Annotated in this window: 10 protein-coding genes; 4 read left to right on the forward strand and 6 right to left on the reverse strand. The window is 73.9% G+C overall.

All coding sequences use genetic code 11. From position 1 onward, the window contains the following. Positions 1–137 precede the first annotated feature (137 nt). Entirely contained in the window at positions 138–1,049 is a 912-nt protein-coding gene (locus PUR56_RS33545) for a S41 family peptidase (RefSeq protein ID WP_329951702.1), read from the reverse strand. 58 nt (positions 1,050–1,107) lie between these two features. Between PUR56_RS33545 and PUR56_RS33550 the strand changes: the two genes are divergently transcribed. Continuing rightward, on the forward strand, positions 1,108–1,614 hold the full coding sequence (locus PUR56_RS33550; protein ID WP_329951703.1) for an ArsR/SmtB family transcription factor: 507 nt from the start codon (positions 1,108–1,110) through the stop codon (positions 1,612–1,614). A gap of 197 nt (positions 1,615–1,811) precedes the next feature. Here the strand turns inward: PUR56_RS33550 and PUR56_RS33555 are convergent, their stop codons facing one another. Then, positions 1,812–3,506 (reverse strand): hypothetical protein, encoded by a 1,695-nt coding sequence (locus PUR56_RS33555; protein ID WP_329879436.1) that lies wholly within the window; start codon positions 3,504–3,506, stop codon positions 1,812–1,814. Further along, positions 3,503–4,252, reverse strand: a complete 750-nt coding sequence (locus tag PUR56_RS33560; RefSeq protein WP_329951704.1) for an ABC transporter ATP-binding protein — start codon at positions 4,250–4,252, stop codon at positions 3,503–3,505. Before PUR56_RS33560 ends, PUR56_RS33555 begins: the two co-directional genes overlap by 4 nt. A gap of 369 nt (positions 4,253–4,621) precedes the next feature. On the opposite strand from PUR56_RS33560, the gene PUR56_RS33565 reads away from it, so the two are divergent. After that, positions 4,622–5,317, forward strand: a complete 696-nt coding sequence (locus PUR56_RS33565; protein WP_329879434.1) for an alpha/beta fold hydrolase — start codon at positions 4,622–4,624, stop codon at positions 5,315–5,317. 218 nt (positions 5,318–5,535) lie between these two features. On the opposite strand, the gene PUR56_RS33570 is transcribed toward PUR56_RS33565, so the two are convergent. Continuing rightward, positions 5,536–6,801 carry a hypothetical protein gene (locus tag PUR56_RS33570; protein WP_329951705.1) on the reverse strand — a complete coding sequence of 422 codons (1,266 nt, stop codon included), beginning with the start codon at positions 6,799–6,801 and terminating at the stop codon, positions 5,536–5,538. A 172-nt stretch (positions 6,802–6,973) separates the two neighbouring features. Between PUR56_RS33570 and PUR56_RS33575 the strand changes: the two genes are divergently transcribed. Next, positions 6,974–7,933: a LysR family transcriptional regulator gene (locus PUR56_RS33575; RefSeq protein ID WP_329879432.1), complete on the forward strand. Its 960-nt coding sequence runs from the start codon at positions 6,974–6,976 to the stop codon at positions 7,931–7,933. A 410-nt stretch (positions 7,934–8,343) separates the two neighbouring features. On the opposite strand, the gene PUR56_RS33580 is transcribed toward PUR56_RS33575, so the two are convergent. Continuing rightward, complete coding sequence (locus PUR56_RS33580; RefSeq protein ID WP_329951706.1) at positions 8,344–8,709, reverse strand: hypothetical protein; 366 nt, start codon at positions 8,707–8,709, stop codon at positions 8,344–8,346. Positions 8,710–9,133: 424 nt separating this feature from the next. Here PUR56_RS33580 and PUR56_RS33585 point away from each other — a divergent pair, with 424 nt between their 5' ends. Then, the gene (locus PUR56_RS33585; protein WP_329951707.1) at positions 9,134–11,617 is read left to right on the forward strand and encodes a M60 family metallopeptidase; all 2,484 of its coding nucleotides are present in this window, start codon (positions 9,134–9,136) and stop codon (positions 11,615–11,617) included. A 79-nt stretch (positions 11,618–11,696) separates the two neighbouring features. Here PUR56_RS33585 and PUR56_RS33590 read toward each other — a convergent pair whose 3' ends face one another. Beyond that, positions 11,697–17,675, reverse strand: coding sequence for a DNRLRE domain-containing protein (locus PUR56_RS33590; RefSeq protein ID WP_329951708.1), 5,979 nt, complete (start codon positions 17,673–17,675; stop codon positions 11,697–11,699). Between the last annotated feature and the right edge of the window lie 225 nt (positions 17,676–17,900).

Below are 17,900 nucleotides of genomic sequence, written 5' to 3' on the forward strand. Positions count from 1 at the left end.
TCAAACGCGCGATCTCCAAGTACAACGCCAAAGGCACCATCGACCGGACCAGCTACAAAGCCACCATCAGCATCGACATCCTGACCACACCAGACCCGTGACAGGAATCCGCAAGCTCTATCTACACGGCATTGGAGCTAGATCAGGCGCGCCACGGCCAGGGTCAGCGCGCGGTCGAGCGCCGCCTCGGCGTCGCACGGCACGTCGGGCCGGACGCCGGTGCCCTCCCAGTTGGTGCCCGAGACCGGGTTGACCGCGCGGGCGATGGGCACGCTGAGCTCCAGGTGCGGGTGCACCGTCCAGCCCTCGCGCGGGTGCGCGCCGCCCCGGGTGGCCTCCCCGACCACCTCGGCGCGCCCGAGCTGCTGCAGGTCGTAGGCGAGCTCCTCGCCCGCGGAGAAGGTGCGTCCGCTCGTCAGCACGTAGAGCGGCTTGTCGCCGCCGAAGCGGGCACCCGGGACGAACGGGGGCGTCCAGGACTGCTCGGCCACCTCCCCCTGCCGCGAGACCATGGTGTTGAGCTTGGTCCGGCCGTCGAGCAGGTAGCCGCAGACGAAGGCGACCGTGTTCGGATCGCCCCCGACGTTGCCGCGCAGGTCGAGGATGAGGGCACGGGCGGGTGCCACCAGTGAGAGCGCCGCGGCCAGCGGCTGCGCCGCCCAGTCCAGCGGGAAGAGCAGGGGTGCGATCTCCAGCACCGCGACGCCCCCGTCGAGGAGCTCCACACGCGGAACACCGCCCAGGGAGGCGTCGAACTGCCTCCGCATCGCGGCGAGTGCCGCCGCGCCCTGCTCGGGCGGCACCGGCACGGCGTGGTACTTGAGGGCCAGGTGCAGGTCACCGTTGACGGAGCGCAGGTCCGCGGTGACCGCTTCGGCCAACTCCTCCGCGGATTCGATCCGGTACGATCCCTCGGCGCTGCGGCTCCGCAGCAGGGCCGCCAGTTCCCGGGCGACATCGGGGAAGACGTAGTTCTCGCCGACGAGCTCGGCGACGGACTCGACAACGGTGGCGGCGTCCAACGCAGTGGGCGTTGTGGTGGAGGTCATGACAGGGAGTAGACCAGCCGACTTGCCAAAGCGTCAACCGTCCTTAACGCTTGATCTCGTGAGCCACCAACCGGACGAAGACGTACAGCGGATCAGCACGCCCCTGCAGCACGCCGCGCTCGCCCATCCCCTGCGCCAGCGCCTGCTCTTCGCCCTCAGCGGCCGGCCGTCGACGATCAGCCGCCTCGCCGCGCAACTGGGAGTGAACAAGGGCAGCGTCTCCCACCACCTGAGGGTGCTGTCCGAGGCAGGGCTGGTCCAGGACGCGGGAACGCGACGGGTACGCGGCGGCACCGAGAAGTACTACCGGCGGACCGCCGGGCGGCTCCTCGTCGACGAACCGCAGGCCGAGGGCACGGCCGCGCTGTTCGGCGCCGTCGCCCAGGAGTTGGACCGCTCACCCGCCGACCACCTCCTGACACTGCGCCACCTCCGGCTCAGCCCGGCCAAGGCAGCACGGCTCGCCGAGGCACTGGCCGGGCTGGTCGACGAGACGGAGGAGGACTCGGAGGACGAGCCGGTGCACGGAATCCTGGTGGCGCTCTACCAGCAGGCCGGGGCGTAGCCGGCCTGCTGGTAGAGCGAGGTGCGGAAGATCGGGGTGCGGAAATCGGGGTGCGGTACGACCGGTCCTCGGCCCCGCAGAGCGGGAGCCGTGTCGGCCGTCGGTCCCGGGCGGGTTCGACCTGGAGCACGGCCTCCGCCTGATCAGACAGAGCCCCTGATCGGACCCGGGAGGTCAACGACCTGCGGCGTACGGGTCTAGGGAGTGCTCTCCCCCGGGCGGGCCTTGCTCATCTTCGCGGCCCTGGCCTGCGCCCAGCGCAGCAGGAGGACGGCCACCACCACCGCCATCAGGGCCGCCTTGCCGACCTGTTCGACCGTCCCGCCGCGCAGGGCCGAGGAGAACATCGGCGTCAGCAACGCCACGCCCACGGCGGGCCCGGCGGCGTACCAGGCGGCGAACAGCAGCGGGCCCGTCCCGCCGCCCGCGCCCTGGGCCGGGGAGAACATCAGGTCCTTGCGCAGCACCCCGCGGCAGGCGTTCACCAGTCCCGCCGCGACCAGTGCCGGAGCGGCGGCCGGTGCGAGCCAGGCCGCCGGGCCGGTGCCCGCCGCCAGGAGCGCCGCGGCGCAGGCCAGCCCCAGCAGGAGCCCGGCCAGTGTCGGCACGATCGCATGGCGCAGCATCAGGCCGGCGAACGGGTACGGCGACCAGGAGGCCCGTCGGACGTCGTCGGTCTCGATGCGGGCCGGTTCCAGCAGCTGGGCGACGGCGAGGTAGCCGAACACCAGCGCCACGGCGGTGGCCAGCCAGGACAGCCCGCCCGTGGCGCCGTGCGCGAGGACGGCGCAGGACAGCGCGGGTACGACCAGGACCACCGCGCGGCCCAGCCGGGCAGGGGACCGGAGCAGTGCGAGGGTGTCCCGCCACGGCACCACCAGCCAGGCGCGGCTGGGCGGCGGCAGCCGGAGCCGGCGTTGGCGGGCGGCGCCGTTGGCGCTGTTCACCGCCAGCCGCGCGCTGCGCAGTTCGACGGTCCGGAGTGCGGCCAGTACGCCGGCGGCCGTCCTGGCCCGCTCGCGCAGGCGGGCCAGTGGCACGGTCGCGGCGGCCCGGTCGGCGAGCAGCAGGGCGGCGGCGGTCGAGACCAGCAGGAGCGCGGCGGCCACCCAGTTGCCCGCGACGGCGGCGGGGGTCGGTGCCAGGGCGGCGATCGCCGCCCAGCCCCAGGGTCCCGACCACAGTTCGACCAGTTCCAGCCAGCGCACCGGGTGACCGGCGACGGCCAGCGCGCTCTGTGCCGCCAGGGCGATGATCAGCAGTGTCAGGTACGGGGTGAGCCGGCGTACCCAGCGGGCGGCGCGGTCGCTGCGCTCCACCACCAGGGCGGTGCAGGTGGCCAGGAGCGGCACGCAGAGTCCCCCGAGCAGGCACCAGCCGAGTGCGGCCGGCAGGCCGACCCGCACGGTCAGCCCGAGCGCGACCATCCCGCCGACCGCCGCCACCAGGGCGGGGAACGCGGCCACGGCGCAGGACAGCCAGAACCAGGGCCGGAGTACGGGACGGGGCCGGACGGGGTGGATCAGCAGCCAGTCGGCCGCCGCCCGGGGCGGCACCACGGGGCCGCGCCACAGGCCGTCCCGGACCAGCAGCAGGAAGGCGGCCAGGCCGATCGCGGTGATCCCGGCGGGCATGGCGGCGAGGAGGTCGCTGCCGTGGCCGGTGTAGTCGGCGCCCATGGAGGCCTGGAGGAACAGTCCGAGGCTGGGTACGCCGCCCCAGATGATCAGGATGAGTACCACGCAGTAGACGGCGAAGCCGACCGACTTGGCGCGGTTGCGCCGGTGGGGGGTGCGCAGGGTGCGCAGCAGGGCGAGGGTCTCGTCGGTCCAGTCGTCGTCGTCCGTCCAGGGCTCGACGGCGGGGTCGGTTTCCGGGTGGGCGGTGGTCACCGGGCACCTGCCGAGCCTGCGGCGGTGCGGGCGGCGAACTCCGCGGCCAGGACCTTGCGGGTAGCGCCCTGCTTGAGGATCCTGCCGTCCTCCAGCACCAGCACCCGGTCGGCCACGTCCAGGGCCAGGTCGGTGTGGTGGGTGACGAGCAACACGGCGACGCCGTCGGCCAGTTCGGCCTTGAGGAGGTCGGCGAGGTGTCGGCGGGCGTCCGGGTCGAGCCGCTGCTCGGGCTCGTCCAGCAGCAGCAGATCGCGCGGGCGCACCAGCGCGCAGGCGAGGAGCAGGGCCTGCATCTGTCCGGAGGAGAGGGCCGAGGGGAGCGCGTCGGCCCGTTCGGTGAGCATCCGGTCGGCCAGGACCTGGGAGACCCAGTCGGGCGCGTCGGCGACCCCGTGCGCGACCGCGACCAGGAGCAGGTGTTCGCGGACGGTCAGGTCGGGGTAGCAGGCGACGGTGTCGCCGACCACCGCCACGCGGGCCCGGACCCGGGGGTCGTTCTCGTCCATCGGGATGCCGTCGAAGGTCACGGTGCCCTTGCTGGGTACGTCGCGGCCGGCCGCGACCCTGAGCAGGGTCGACTTGCCCGATCCGTTGTGCCCGAGCAGCGCCACGCACTCTCCGGCGGCGAGCGACAGGCTCACGGGGTGCAGCACCTCCCGCTCGCCGTACGAGCGGCTGACGCCGGTCAGCTGCAGCAGGGCCTTGCGGGCTGCGGCACGTGGTTCGGCGGCGTTGTTGGCCATGGAGGAGGGCGCCTTTCACCAGGGTGTCCGGTCACAGTACCGACCCTGCGACGGCCACCCGGGCGAGGGTGGTGTCGGCCTGGATCGGGGGGAGCCTCGCGCGCTCGGCCGGGGAGGGGGCGGCAGGACGCGGGGGGTGTCCGGCGGCATACCGGGGCGGGCGGCCGGGTGATCACTCGACGCAGTGGCGTGTCCCGTGGCCGCCGGGGTGGGACGAGGGGGCCGGCGTGCCCGGCCCTGGGGGCGCCGGCCGGTGAGGTCGCCGGTTCCGGCGCCGCGGTTCCGTGAACGATCTTCGGCTTCCCGGCGTCACAGTGGCCGCGTCCACCGTTGATCGAAGGGCAGGTCGGAGCCGACGTGGAGGCAGCGATGAGGGTCGTGTTCGTGCATGGGGCATGTGTGCGGGACGGGTCGTGGTGGTGGCACCGCACGGCCGGGCTGCTGCAGGAGCGAGGGGTGCGGAGCGTCGCGCCGGCGCTGCCGAGCTGCGGCGAGGCGGGCGTGCCCGGGGGCGGAGGCGGTCCGGGGCTGGCCGAGGACGTCGCGGCGGTGCGGCAGGTGCTGCTGGACGGTGACGAACCCACCGTCGTGGTCGCCCACAGCTACGGGGGCATCGTCACCGCGGAGGCCGCCGCGGGTGTCGGATCGGTCCGCCACCTGGTGTTGATCTCCAGCTACCTGCCCGAGGTCGGGCAGAGCCTGTCGGAGTTCGGGGACGGCGGTCCCGCCCCGTACCTCGACGTCGATCCCGACGCCGGCACCTTCGGGGTCCGTCCCGAGCTGCTCGTGGACACGTTCCTGCAGGACTGCGGCCCGGACGTCCGGGCGCAGGCGGCGAACCACCTCGCCCGGCAGAGCCTGCGGGTGACCGGGCAGCCGGTCGGGGCGGCCGCGTGGCAGCAGGTGCCCTCGACGTACGTCGTCTGCGGCCGGGACCGGGGCACCCCGCCGCGCCTGCAGCGCGAGTTCGCCCGCCGGGCCGGCGGCGTCGTCGAGCTCGACGCCGGTCACCATCCGTTCCTGTCCCGGCCCGCCGCGGTGCGGGACCTACTGATGGGGCTGTGACGGCAGCGCCGGGACCGTGCGCGGAATCGCGGCCGGACGGCCGCCCGCGCCAGGGGTGCGGGCGGCCGCGGCCGCGCTACGGCGGGCGCCTGCGGCGGGGCTCAGGGCGGGGTCCCCGGACTGACCGGGCCGGTGGCGCCGGTCAGCAGGAGTTGACCCACTGGTGCGAGGCGATGTTGTCGTGCAGGGCCGCGCCACCGCCCGAGCCGTTGTAGGGCTCAGCAGGTGCCGACGCCGGGCAATTGGTTGCCGGGCGACTGGAGGTAGATGTTCGTCACGTAGCCGCCGTACTGCGGCAGGTACGCCCACCAGTCGTTGGTGTAGGGCGGAACGGAGACCGTCTCGCCCTGCTTCTGGCACGTCACCAGCACCTCGACACCGGCGGGCAGCACGGTGATCGCCGACTGGGAGGTGTTGGCCTGCGGCCGGACCCGGACGTTCTCGCCCCAGGTCCCGAACCAGGTGCCGGCCGGCTGGACGGCACCCGGGACGCTCAGCGAGCGGGTGAGCCGGCCGAGGTCGGTGTAGGCCTTGCCGTAGGTGGTGCCCACGGGGTGCGACGTGTAGACGGCCACGATGGTGCGGTCGCCCGTGCCGACGGTGCCGGTACTGTGCAGGACCGGCCGGGTGAGGTCCACCGCGAGGGTGCCCGCCTCACCCGCCTCGCGCACCTCCCGCACGTCGCCCGTCGTGCCCGTGCCGCCCGCCTCGCCCGCGGCGTCCGGCGTGTCGACGGACGCGACCGTCGGGGGGTGGGGCGGCTGCGGCGTGCAGCCGCCCGAGGAGAAGCCCGACCAGCCCTGCTTGACCGCCCAGGGCTGCGCGAACGATCCGGCGATCCCGAAGTGCTGGTCGAAGCCGTCCGTACCGCACCGGGTCGAGGCGTGGAGGTTCCCGAGCACGAAGTCCCGCACCGCCGCCGGGGCCTGCTCCAGCAGGTAGCGGTAGATCCGCACGGTGTCGGCCGCCGTGACGGCGGTGTAGCCCCAGACGCCCGCGCTGGTCGCGGGCGGGCGGGCGGTGTCCGTCAGCGCGAGCCGGGTGACCATCCGGTCGACGATCGCGCCGCCGCCGTTGTTCAGCCAGTAGTAGCTGGCCGCGTCGTCGTCGCTGCTGCGCAGCATGGCCTCCAGCCGCGCGCGGTCGGCGGAGGGGATGTCGTAGGTGGGTCCCCGGTTCCACAGGTAGTCGAGGGCGATCAGCAGTTTGACCACCGAGGCGGAACGGAACTGGGTGAAGGAGTTGAGCTGTTCGGTGAAGGTGCCGGTCTGACGGTCGTAGACGGCGACGCCGGCGGTGACGCCGGGCGGCACCTGGACGGAGGTGACGGCCTCCGCGTGGACGGGAGGCCCACCGGCGGGCCGTCCGGCGGCGCCGACGGCCCCGGCCGCCGTCGGCGCCGAGACGGCCGTGAGACAGGCTCCGGCCAGGAGAAGGGCAAAGGTGGTGCGCGCGCCGGATCGACGCGACTGCGTACGAGACATGACGGACTCCGCGAACTCGCCGTAGGAACTGCCCGGTTGGGGCCTGTGCCCGCGCACCCGGCCGGCGGTGGCCGGCCCGGTCGGCGGATTGGTCCAGACATTTCCACAGTCGGGCGAACATGTCAGCACGCATGATCATGCAGAAAAATAGTTCGTTGATAGATTGACTGTCATGGACGCAGCACAGGGTCCCCTGCGGACCTCCCGACCGGACGGTACGCCGGCAGGGCCGAGCATCCACCAACTCCGGCTCTTCCTCGCCCTCAGCGCGGAACTCCACTTCGGCCGCACCGCGGCCCGCCTCTTCATCACCCAGTCCGCCCTCAGCCGGCAGATCCGCGATCTCGAACGGCGGCTCGGCGTCAGACTGCTGGAGCGCACCAACCGCGCGGTCGCGCTCAGCGCCGCGGGCCGGGCCCTCCTCCCGGAGATCCGGGCCGCCGTCGACGCGGCCGACCGGCTGAGACTGGCCGCCCAGGCCCAACTGAGACACGCCGGAGCGGAGTTGATCGTCGGCATGACCGGCGCCCAGGCCTCCCAGCCGCACACCGCCGCCGTCCTCCGGGCCCTGCGGCGGCACTGCCCCGGCATCACCACGAAGATCACCGCACTCGACTTCGCGCACCAGGGCACAGCCCTGATCGAGGGCTCGGTCGACGTGGCGTTCCTGCGCCCGCCCACGGCGGACGGCATCGAAGTCCACCTGCTGGCCGCCGAACCGCGCGTCGCCTGCCTGCCCGCCCGGGACCCGCTGGCCACCCGCCCCGCCGTCCCGCTCGACCTGCTCGCCGGCCGGCCGGTGGTCGCCACCCCGCCGCAGGCACCGCGGGCGTGGCGCCGGTTCTGGGCGGTCGACCCCCGGCCCGACGGCTCCCCCGTCCGCTACGGGCCGGTCGCCTCCGACATCGAGACCCTGCTGCACGCCGTCGCGGAAGGCGAGGGGGTGGCGTTCCTGCCCGCCTCCGTCCGCGAGCTGTACCCACGCGCCGGGGTGCGCTTCGTCGACGTCCCCGGGCTCCCGCCGACCCACTCGGCGCTGGCCTGGTCGGCCCGGCACCGCGACCGGCCCACCGTGGCGGCGGCCCGTCTGGCAGCGACGTTCGTCGGCCCCACCGACCCGCCACCGCCCTGACCGACCCGCCCGGGCGGCAGGACCGGGGGAGACGTCCCGCCGGCACCACCGGGATGAACTCCCCCATCGAGGCGATCGCGCCTACTCCAGGGACGCGGCCGGCGGGGCGGCACGACCTACCCGGACGGGGCCGGAAATATCGGCACGACCGGCGAGAACCGCCCCATGGAGGTGTTCTGGCTCAGCATCATCCACGTCAACCGACCGGACGCCAGGCTCGGGACGAACGCCGTTGACCCGACCCCCGTACGGAAACAGAGGGCCGGGTCAACGGCGGCGCGCCACCGCCCCGCCAGGCGAGTCCGCCCGCCGGAGCGGCAACGCGGTCGAACTCGGCGCCGGCCACCGCCCGTTCCCGGCCCGGCACACCCCTCACCAGGGGCCGCAGCATCCGGGCGCCCGGTGGTCTCCTACTTCCGGATGCCGTAGATCCACACGCTGCCGACCGTCTCGCGGGTGGTCAGGGTGACACGGTCCGTGCCAGGACCGCCGTCGGTGATGACGATGCACATCGGAGTGCCGAGCACGGTGCGGGCCTCGACCTTGGTGATCGTGTAGCCCGGGTACGACCCGCTGAAGCTGCCCCCGATCCCGACGACCTGAGCGACAACCCCCGTGTTGATCAGGGCATCGCCGGGCTGACGGCTCCCCGCCTCGTTGCACGCCTTCAGCCGCAGCGTGGTGGCGTGGGCGGCGGGGGCCACCGAGGCCAGGGTGAGGAGCGAGAGGGCGGCCGCGGCCGCGAGGCAGGCACTCCGTGCGCGCGTAGTTGTCATGCGGCGACCGTCCGCCCGGGCCCGCCCCGCTGCAAGCCGGGCAGGCCGCCCGCTGCTCCGAACACCATGTCGGGCCTGGTGGGGCCCGTACTCCTCGCGAGCGTCGACGGCCCTTGCCCGTGTCCGGCGCTCCCGGCAGTGACCGCGGTCACGGCGGTCACCGCGGTCACGGCGGTCACCGCGGTCACGGCGGTCACGGCGGTCACGGCGGATCTCCCAGGGCATCCCGCGCAGGCCCGGACACGGGGTGCGCACGACCGGCCCGTCGCGTCCACGGCCCGGCCCGCACGGCAGCCGATGGGGTGATCTTGCAGGTCATCGCCCTCGTGGTAGCAGCCGGTCGGCCTCGGTGCTGTGCGCATCCTGTGCGCACCCGGGACGCGCCGACGCTCCGGGCTCCCGACCACGAAGGTGATCCCGCCCGATGACCGAACACCGCCGCAGACCGTCCGGCCTGACCGCCACCGCCGTCTCCCTGGCCCTACTGCCCCTCCTCGCACCCTGCCCGACCGCACTGGCCCAATCGCGCGCGACACCCTCACGCGCGGCCGACCAGTGGTCGGAGCTGCGCGTTCTCGGGCAGTGCCTGACCGTCGAACAGACCCTCCAGACGCGCCTGCGTACCTGCACCTCGGAACTCGGCGAGCCCACCCCCGCCGGGCAGCAGTGGCGACTCGACCCCCAGGGCACCCTCCACAGCGCCGTCACGGGCGACCTCGCCCTCGGCCTCCAGCCCGGCAGCACCCCCTCCAGGGGGGCACCGACCGCGCCCGTCCCTGCCGTCGCCGCCACCGGTGCCTGGTCGTACGACGCGTCCGCCGGCAGCCTGACGTGGAAGGGCGGCCCGTACGTCCTGGACTTCAACGTCGGCGAGGACCGGGCCACGCTGTACACACCGGGAAGCGGCAGCAACCAGCGGTGGACGTTCAGCCCCGGCTACACCGCCGTCACCCCGGCCGCAGGAGATGCCGGCGAACTGAGAACCGGTGGGCGCTGTCTGACGCTCGCTCCGATCGTCACTCCCGACCGCTCGGTCTCGGTGGAGCCGTGCGCGTCGGTCGCCGGGAAGCCGACACCGCCGACCCAGCGGTGGACCGTCACCCCGGAGGGCCAGGTGCAGAGCTCCGCCGCGCCCTACCCGGTGCTCGACGTGCGCAACGGCCCCGGCTGGTACGCCAGCACCGTCGTCGCACGGCCCGTCAGCAACGGCACCGACCAGTCCCGCTGGCAGTACGCCGCGGACACGGGAACCCTGCGCTGGGCGGGCGACCCGACCCTCGCCCTCGACCACTACCGGAACAGCGGCTTCGCCGGGCTCTACCCGGCGAACGGCGGCGGCAATCAGACCTGGATCCGGTTCCCGGCCGCCGATCGGCCGGGAACCGCCCGGACCCAGGCCGCCCCCGGCGCCGCCTCCGCGACCGCCGAATCCCCCACCGGTGCCACCGTCCGCTGGACCGCCCCGCCCGGCCCCGCACCCGCCGGATACGCCGTCTACCGCGACGGCGGCCGGATCGCCGTCACCACCGACCGGCAGTACCGCGACGGCGGGCTCGGCCCCGGCGGGGTTCACCGCTACCGCATCACCGCGCTCTCCGCCGAGGGGGCCGAATCCGCACCCGGCGCCGAAGCCGCGCTCACCGCCCCGGCCTGCCCCCGCGCCACCGGCCCCGACGGCCTCGACCCGTTCGTCCTGCCCCAGCCTGACCGCCCCTACACCGTCACCCTCACCGGGCTGCCCTCCGCCCAGGACGAGCGGCAGCGCCAGGACCTCGCCCAGCTGCCCTCCGACCTCCGGCCAACCGGCCTGTACCTGCCGCCCGGGGCGCAGCTCACCGCCACCGCCACCGGCACCGCCGGCACCGGCCGACTGCGGGTCGTCGTCGGCCCGCCGGTCGGCTCCGGCCTCACCGCCGGCCGCCGCCACACCGCCGGACCGTCCGGGGCCACCCAGGTCCAGGACCACCGCGGCGGCATGGTCTACCTGGCCTTCGACGGCACCGCCGCCGACCGGACGACCGTCACCCTGACCGGCGACGTCCAGGCGGCCCCGGTCTTCGTCCTCGGCCGCACCACCGCGGCCGAGTGGCGCACCCAGCTCGCCGAACGCCCCACCCGTTACGCCGAGTTCGTCGCCGGACGGACCGTCGTCACCCTCACCCGCGACACCGCGGCCCGCTTCTCCTACAACTCACCGGAGACCGTGCTGCGCCACCTCGAATGTGCCCGGGGCATCGAGGACGCGGCTGCCGCCCTCGCCGCCCCCACCGCTGCCGACGCGACCGCCGCCCCCGGGCCCGACTCCCCGGGTGTCTTCCCGTTCCACTACACCGAGGTGGAACGCCGGGCCGGCGCGGCCTTCGCCACCGACGGCTACATGGGATTCAAGGACGACTCCGCCCCCTGGATCGCCGACGGCGCCGCCACCGGCTGGGGCATCTGGCACGAACAGGGCCACCACCGTCAGCAGCGCTCCGTCGAACCGTCCGAGGTGGTCGAGGTCTCGGTCAACATCTACTCGCTCGCCGTGGAGAAGGCGTTCGGCCGGCCCTCGCGCCTGGTCGCCGAGAAGGTCTACGACTCCGCGCTGCCCAAGGTCGGCACGAGCGGAGTCTCCTATGCGGACTCCTTCGACGCCTTCGAGAAGCTCGTCATGCTGCAGCAGCTGACACTCCAGTACGGCGAGAACTTCTGGCCCGGCGTCCAGAAGCTGGTCCGCTCCGCCCCGCCCCGGGGCACGGACCGCTGGGCCAACCTCGCCCTCGTCACCAGCAAGGTGGCGGCCCAGGACCTCACCGCCTTCTACCGGGCCTGGGGCGTCCCCCTCTCCGCCGCCGCCCAGCAGGACATCGCAGCCCTCCGCCTCCCTCCGGCCCCGAGCACCCTGAGCACCCGGCGGGAACCCTGACCCCTGTCCACCGTACGCCCGGCCCCCGGGTGGGTTCCGGGGGCCGGGCGTCGAGGTGGAGCGCTGTGGTGACCGATCGTCAGATCTGGTGGATGAAGCAGCCCATGGCCATGGCGGCGGCCTTCTGCTGCCAGGTGTAGCCGTAGCTGCGGGAGGCCCAGGCCCCGCGGCCGCACTTGATCAGGAAGGGCCTGGTCCAGGTCCAGGCCTTGCGGGCCCAGCCCCAGCTCCACTGTCCGTCGAGGTCGAAGCGGATGTTCGGATCCTGGGAGACGTAGTCGTAGGCGGTGGCGTTGCCGCCCTTGATCGGGTCGGTGGTCAGGAACCGGCCGAGCGCCGGGGCGTAGAGCCGCACACCCATCAGGACGGCCCCGGTGGGCGTCTCGGCCGAGCGCTGCTGGCCGCCGAGCCAGCCGTACCGGAGGGGGGCGGCGCCGGGGAGGCGGTTGCCGTATTCGTCGAAGGTCACGGCGGTCGGGGGCTTCGCCGGGTCGAGCGGCAGGGCGACCACGATGTCGCCGTGCAGGTTCGCGAGTTGGAGCACCACGCCGCCGGTCCTGGCCGTGGTGGCGCCGAGGCCGCCGGCGGGCGTGGTCACCTGGCGGGTGAGGTCGCCGGTGCCGGTGTCCTCGACGATCCAGGTGGGGTTGTCGCAGGCGCATCCGTAGTGGTTGAGCCCGGTGCGTGCGGTGCTCCAACCGCTGCCGGGGTTGACCTCGGTGGCCCAGCCCCGCAGCCGCAGTGCCGGGTCCAGCGTCCAGGTCTGGCGGTCGGTGGCGGTGCTCTGCTGCCGCACGAGGTCGTTGGCGAAGTAGGAGGTGGCGGCGCCGGGTTGCGTCGTGGTGCGGCCGAAGGCGTCGTAGCCGTAGCCGGGGTCGACCAGGCGGTCGGCGGAGTCGTAGGCGTGCTGCTCCGTGGTGCCGCCCGACGGCGTGCACTCGGCGCCGGGTGCGGCGCCCGCGGAGGTCCGGGCGGTGCGGTTGGTGTTGCGGTCGAAGGCGTAGGTCCTGGTGGTGCAGACGCCGTCGGCGGCCGAGGTCGTCCGGGTGAGGCGTCCGACGGTGTCGTAGCCGAAGGCCTGCTGGGAGGCGGAGCCGAAGGTCGCGGTGTGGGTGGCCCACTGGCCGTGGACGGTCGTGCTGATCCCGTCACTCAGAACGGTCGTGCCGTCACTGTCGCGGGTGTACGTGCGGTCGAAGAGGGTCCCGGTGGGGCTCTTGAGCTGGCGCATGGTGTAGCCGCCGGGGAGGCCGGTGCCGGTCACGGTGCCGTCGGCGTCGTAGCGGGCCGTGAAGGTGCCGGCCACCGAGTCGCCCACCGACGTGGCCAGGCCGCGCGGTTCGACGGCCGTGTCGTAGGTGTAGGTGGTGGTGGACGGTGCGGTGTCGGTGACGAGGGTCGGCCGGTCGAGCTTGTCGTACTGGGTGGTGGTGGTGCCCCCGTCGGCGTCGGTGTAGGCGGTGAGGCGGCCGAGGCGGTCGAAGACCGTGGTGACGGTGCCGGAGCCGGTGGTGGCCGTGGTGGTCTGGCGCCCGCTGGCGCTGTCGTAGCCGGTGGTGACGACGGGCACCTCCTGGCCGGGCCCGCTGACGGCGGACCGGGTCTGGCGTCCGGCCCCGTCGTAGCCGGTGGTCGTGGTCCGCTGGGCCCCGTTGGCCGTCTCGGTGGTGCTGGTGGTCTGGCCGTACCGGTTGTACTCGACCGTCTTCACGGGGAGTTGGACCGGGTTGGCTCCCCCGCCGGTGATGTCGGCGGCCGGTCCGACCGAGCAGACCTGGTCCGCCCACTCGGGCCGGCCGGCGCACGCTCCGGTGCCGTCCCCGGTGTAGTACGCGGTGACGGTGGTGCCCGCGTCGGTGCCGGTGGAGGCCGGCAGGCTCGCGCCGGTCACCCGTCCCTGGGCGTCGTACACGGTGGAGGTGGTGAGCCGGGCCCCGTCGGGGTCCTGGACGGTGGTGCTGGGCAGCCCCCTGGCCCAGTCGTAGCCGGTGGCCGTGACGCGGGCGTCGGCGAGCAGTGCGGTGTCGATGCGGGGCTGTCCGCCGCTGGTCTCCCGGGTGACCTGGTCGCGCACGGTGGCGGTGCCGTCGGTGGGCCGGCCGCCGTCGTACTCCTTCACCGTCCGCTGCCGCAGGGGCAGTTGGGTTCCGGCTTCGGCGACCACGGTCTGTCCTGCCGTCAGTTTCCGTTCCAGCGTGCCGTAGTGGAGGGGGCCGAGGGTCTCCAGTTCGCGGCTGCCGTCGGCGCTGTAGGTCGTCGTGGTGGAGAGCAGGCCGGCGCGTTCGGCGCTGCCGAGGGCGGCGATCCCGAGGGACGCAAGGGTCGAACGGTCCTGGTCGGTGATGCCCAGGGCCAGCGCGCGGTTGGCCGCGGTCAGCCGGCGGACGGTGTTGCCGAAGGCGTCGTGTTCGGTGACCGTGAGGGCTCCGCCCGGCCGTGCGGTGTCGGTCTCCTGGCCGGAGGCGTCCAGGTAGTACAGGTCGGCGCGGCCGTAGCCGTTCGCCGGGAGCTGTGTTCCGGCGTTGGCGGCGGGGGTCTGGTCGGGCGGGAAGACGGCGGTGGCGTCCGTGGGCGTCTCCCGCTGACCCCAGGAGGCGGTGGCGGTGTGGCCGAGGTCGTACGGTGCGCCGTTGCCGGTGACCGCTACGTCGTAGACGAGGGTGGTGGTGGCGGTGCCGTTGACCTGGTCGGCGGAGCCGGGGGCCAGGGTCGGACGCGAGGCGGCGAGCAGCATGCCGTCCCCGGCGGCCGGGGAGCCGCCGACGCGCCCGTAGCCGAAGGTCCAGGGAAGTTCGCCGGGCGGGGTGAGGGTGGTGACGCGGCCGGCCGTGTCGTAGTCGTAGGCGGTCGGCACCGCCGGGGCGATCCTCGGGTCCCAGGTCTGGCGCAGCCGGCCGTTGCCGTCGTAGGCGTAGCGGCTGACGTCGACGGCGGTGGCGGCGCCCGCGCCGGGTTCGGTGGACCACAGGCGGATCGCGGTGACCTGTCCGGCGACGTCGCCGAGGGTGGTGGCGGTCGCGGTGGTGGTCGGGGCGTAGACGAATTCCAGGACGCGGCACCCGCGGGTGGCCGGGTCGTCCGCGCAGGCCGTCGAGGCCGCGGCGCTGGTCGGGCTGATCACCCGTTGCGGCCGGGTGAGGATCCGCCCGTCGGGTCCGGTGACGTTCTGGGAGACGATCGTGCTGGTCGTGTTGTCGAGGCCGCGGGTCGACGAGCGGGTGAGGGCCCAGGCGGCCGCGGCGGGGTCGGTGCGTGCGAAGTCCGCGGTGCCGCCGTCGCTGTCCGTGAGGGTGAAGCCTGCGGCGAACGAGCCGGTCAGGGTGAGTTGCGCGGCGCCGGGTTCGGCGATCCAGCCGGTGGCCGCCTCGTCGGCGGTGAAGTGCAGGCTCGTGCCGTCGAGCCGCAGGACGTCCAGGGAGGTGGCCGAGGTGCGGTTGATCGCGGTGTAACCGGAGTCCTTCCGGCCGGTGGAGGTGCCGGAGAGCCACTCCTTCCCGAAGATCGCGGCCTGTCCTGCCTGGGCGCCGCCTTCCTGGGGGTTGCGGGAGGAGGCGGTGCGGGTGATCGCCGTCCCGAAGAAGGCGGTGTCGGTGCGGCTGAGGCTGTAGTTGCCAGTGAGGAGGTTGACCTCCCCGGGGCCGACGGGGACGGTGGCGGCGCCGTCGGCGGTGTGGTCGACGATCGCCTTGAGGGGGTCGCTGGAGGCCCTGGCGCCGGCGGGGCCGGTGAAGTCGGCCTTCAGCTGCACCGTGCCGTCGGGGCTGACGGTCGTCGCGGCGTCCCAGGCCAGCTGCGGGCTCCGGCCGGCGCTGAGGGCGACCGGCCAGGCGGTCAGCGGGGTGCCGGCCGCGCTCACGTGGCCGGGCGGGACGGGTACCCAGGCGTCGGCGTCCGAGCGTCGCCAGGAGAAGGTCACGGCGTCGTAGCGTGAGGCGTCGGCCTCGGCCTGGAGGGGCAGCCGTGCCGCGGTGCGCCGGCCGTCGGACGGCCTGGTGACGCCGCCGGCGCCGACGTGGAACTCGTACGCGAGGGGTTCCGACCGGTTGTCGGCCCGGTCGACGCTGCGGACCTGAAGGGTGTTGGTGCCGCCTCGGGTCGGGGTGGCGAGCACGGCGACCGGCGTGGTGGTGCCGTCGGTGGCGAGGCGCGTCCAGGTGGTGCCGTCGAGGGTCCACTCCAGCCAGCGGTGGTCGCCCTGCGGGGGTGTGACGGTGAACGTGCCGCTCTGGCCGACTCCCTTCACCCAGGAGGCCGAAGGGTAGTCCGTCGAGGTCACGGCGCCCGGCGCGGAGGGTGCCCGGGTGTCGACCGTGAAGGTGCGCCAGGGCGACCAGGAGAGGTTGTAGTGGGTTCCGTCGTACGGGTTGCTGCGGAACCGGTAGGTCCGGCCGTCCTGGAGGAGGCCGGGAGGAACGGTGGCCGACAGCGGCTGTCCGCTGGCGCCCCACGGGGACACCAGGTACTCGCCGACCTGCTGGTCGGTGGCCGCGTCCACGATCTGGAAGGTGCCGTTGATCCGGTCGTTGTTCGAGTCCGTGTAGGTGTCGCGCAGGACGGGGGTCAGGGTGTTGACGGTGTAGACGCCGTTGTCGGCGAAGAAGGGCGGGCCGGCCTGTTGGTCGGTGCCGGTCCGGGGGCGGTAGTTGAACGTCACCGAGAGCTTCGGGATCTGACCGGCGGCGGCGTTGCCGGAGTAGAACTTCTTCCAGGACCCGGTGTCGGCCTCGTTGGCGGCGCGCAGGCCGAGGCCCTGGCGGCCCACCGAGGTCTGGCCCGCCCAGTACTGCAGCAGGGGGGTGACGTCGGCGTTCACGTAGGCACCGTTGGCGCAGTTCTGTCCGCGGGTCTCGGTGGACGTCGCGTACTTCTTCAGCCAGGCCGGCTGGTTGGTCCAACGGCTGCCGGTCGTCGCGGTGTTGGTGTCCCATACCTCCCAGGCGACGGGCTTCGCGCAGTCCCAGGAGTGGAAGTTGTAGAGGGACAGGGTGGCCTTGGAGACCAGGGCGTCCTTGATGGGCGCCATGTCCCAGCTGATGAAGGAGCGGGCGATGCGCGGTTTGGTCCGCGCGGCGTCCGCCCAGTCGCCCGGCCAGCCGAGCTTCAGTTCGGTGGCGCTCGACGCGTCGACGGTCTCGCCCTGCTGGACCCAGGTGTCGAAGACGTCGGAGAGCACGGTGTCCGACGGGTCGACCGTCACGGGGTACGCGGTCGCCGGGTCGGCGAGGAACGCGGCGTCGGGGCTGAGGCGCAGTTCGATGGTGTCGCCGGACTGCACGACCTTCAGGCCCACCGGTGCCCGGTGGGTGTGCTCACCGGAGTTCCTGTCGACCGTCGCGTCCCACATGACCGGGGCCGGCATCGAGGCGAGTTCGCGTCCGGTGGCGGCCTCGGTGAACGTCACGCCGCCGTCGTCGTTCTGGCGCGCGTTGACTCCGGGCGCCTTCAGCGGCAGCGTGTAGTCGGCCGGGCCCGCGGGTCGCTTCTTGAGGATCACGGACTGCTCGTAGCCGGTGCGGGTGGCGTCGATGACCAGGTCCGCACCGGGCAGCACGTCCGGATAGGTGGCCCGGGCGCCTTCCACCCGGGGTGCGGGCAGCCCGCCCCGCCACTGCATGGCGACGTTCCGACCGCCGGCGGTGAGACTGAGGAGGTCCTGGACGGGGGCGCCGGCGGCCTCGGCGAACGAGCCGGCCCGCCTGCCCTTCGTCTCCCCCGCCAGGGCCAGTCCGCGCGGGTGGGCCTTCGAGGCGACGGAGCCGTCGGGGCGCTTGGCGAAGGTGACGTCGACGTCCGCCCAGCCGCCGTCCGGGCGGCGCATCCGGACCGGCCCCGCCGCGACCTCCAGGGTGACGCTGCCGTCGGGGTTCGCCCAGGTCGTGGAGGAGTCGGTGCGTTCGGCCGGCACCTCGACGGGCTTCCCCTGCAACCGGGCCGTGAGCCGGGCGGAGGCCAGGTCACCGGTCGGTTGCTGCGTCGCGGCCGGCTGTCGGGGGCTGTGCGGGGCCTCGGACGGGGGTCGGGCGGAGGCGTCCTGCACGCCGAGGAGCACGCCCGCCACCAGGGCGGCCGAGACGGTGGCCGCCGTCCACCGGCGGCGTCGTGCACGTGTACGGGACCAGGAGGGCAGGCTCCCGGCGGTTGTCGGAGACGATGACACAGGCACACTCCAGGGGTGATCGCGGGAAACGGAGCACGGTCCTTCGGTACGCAGGTCCTTCGGTACGCAGGTGCTTCAGCGCGGTGCTTCGGTACGCAGGTGCTTCGGTCGCACGCGGCGGTCCGC

This window comes from Streptomyces sp. BE303, from assembly GCF_036290945.1.
In the GTDB taxonomy this organism is placed as follows: Bacteria; Actinomycetota; Actinomycetes; order Streptomycetales; family Streptomycetaceae; genus Kitasatospora.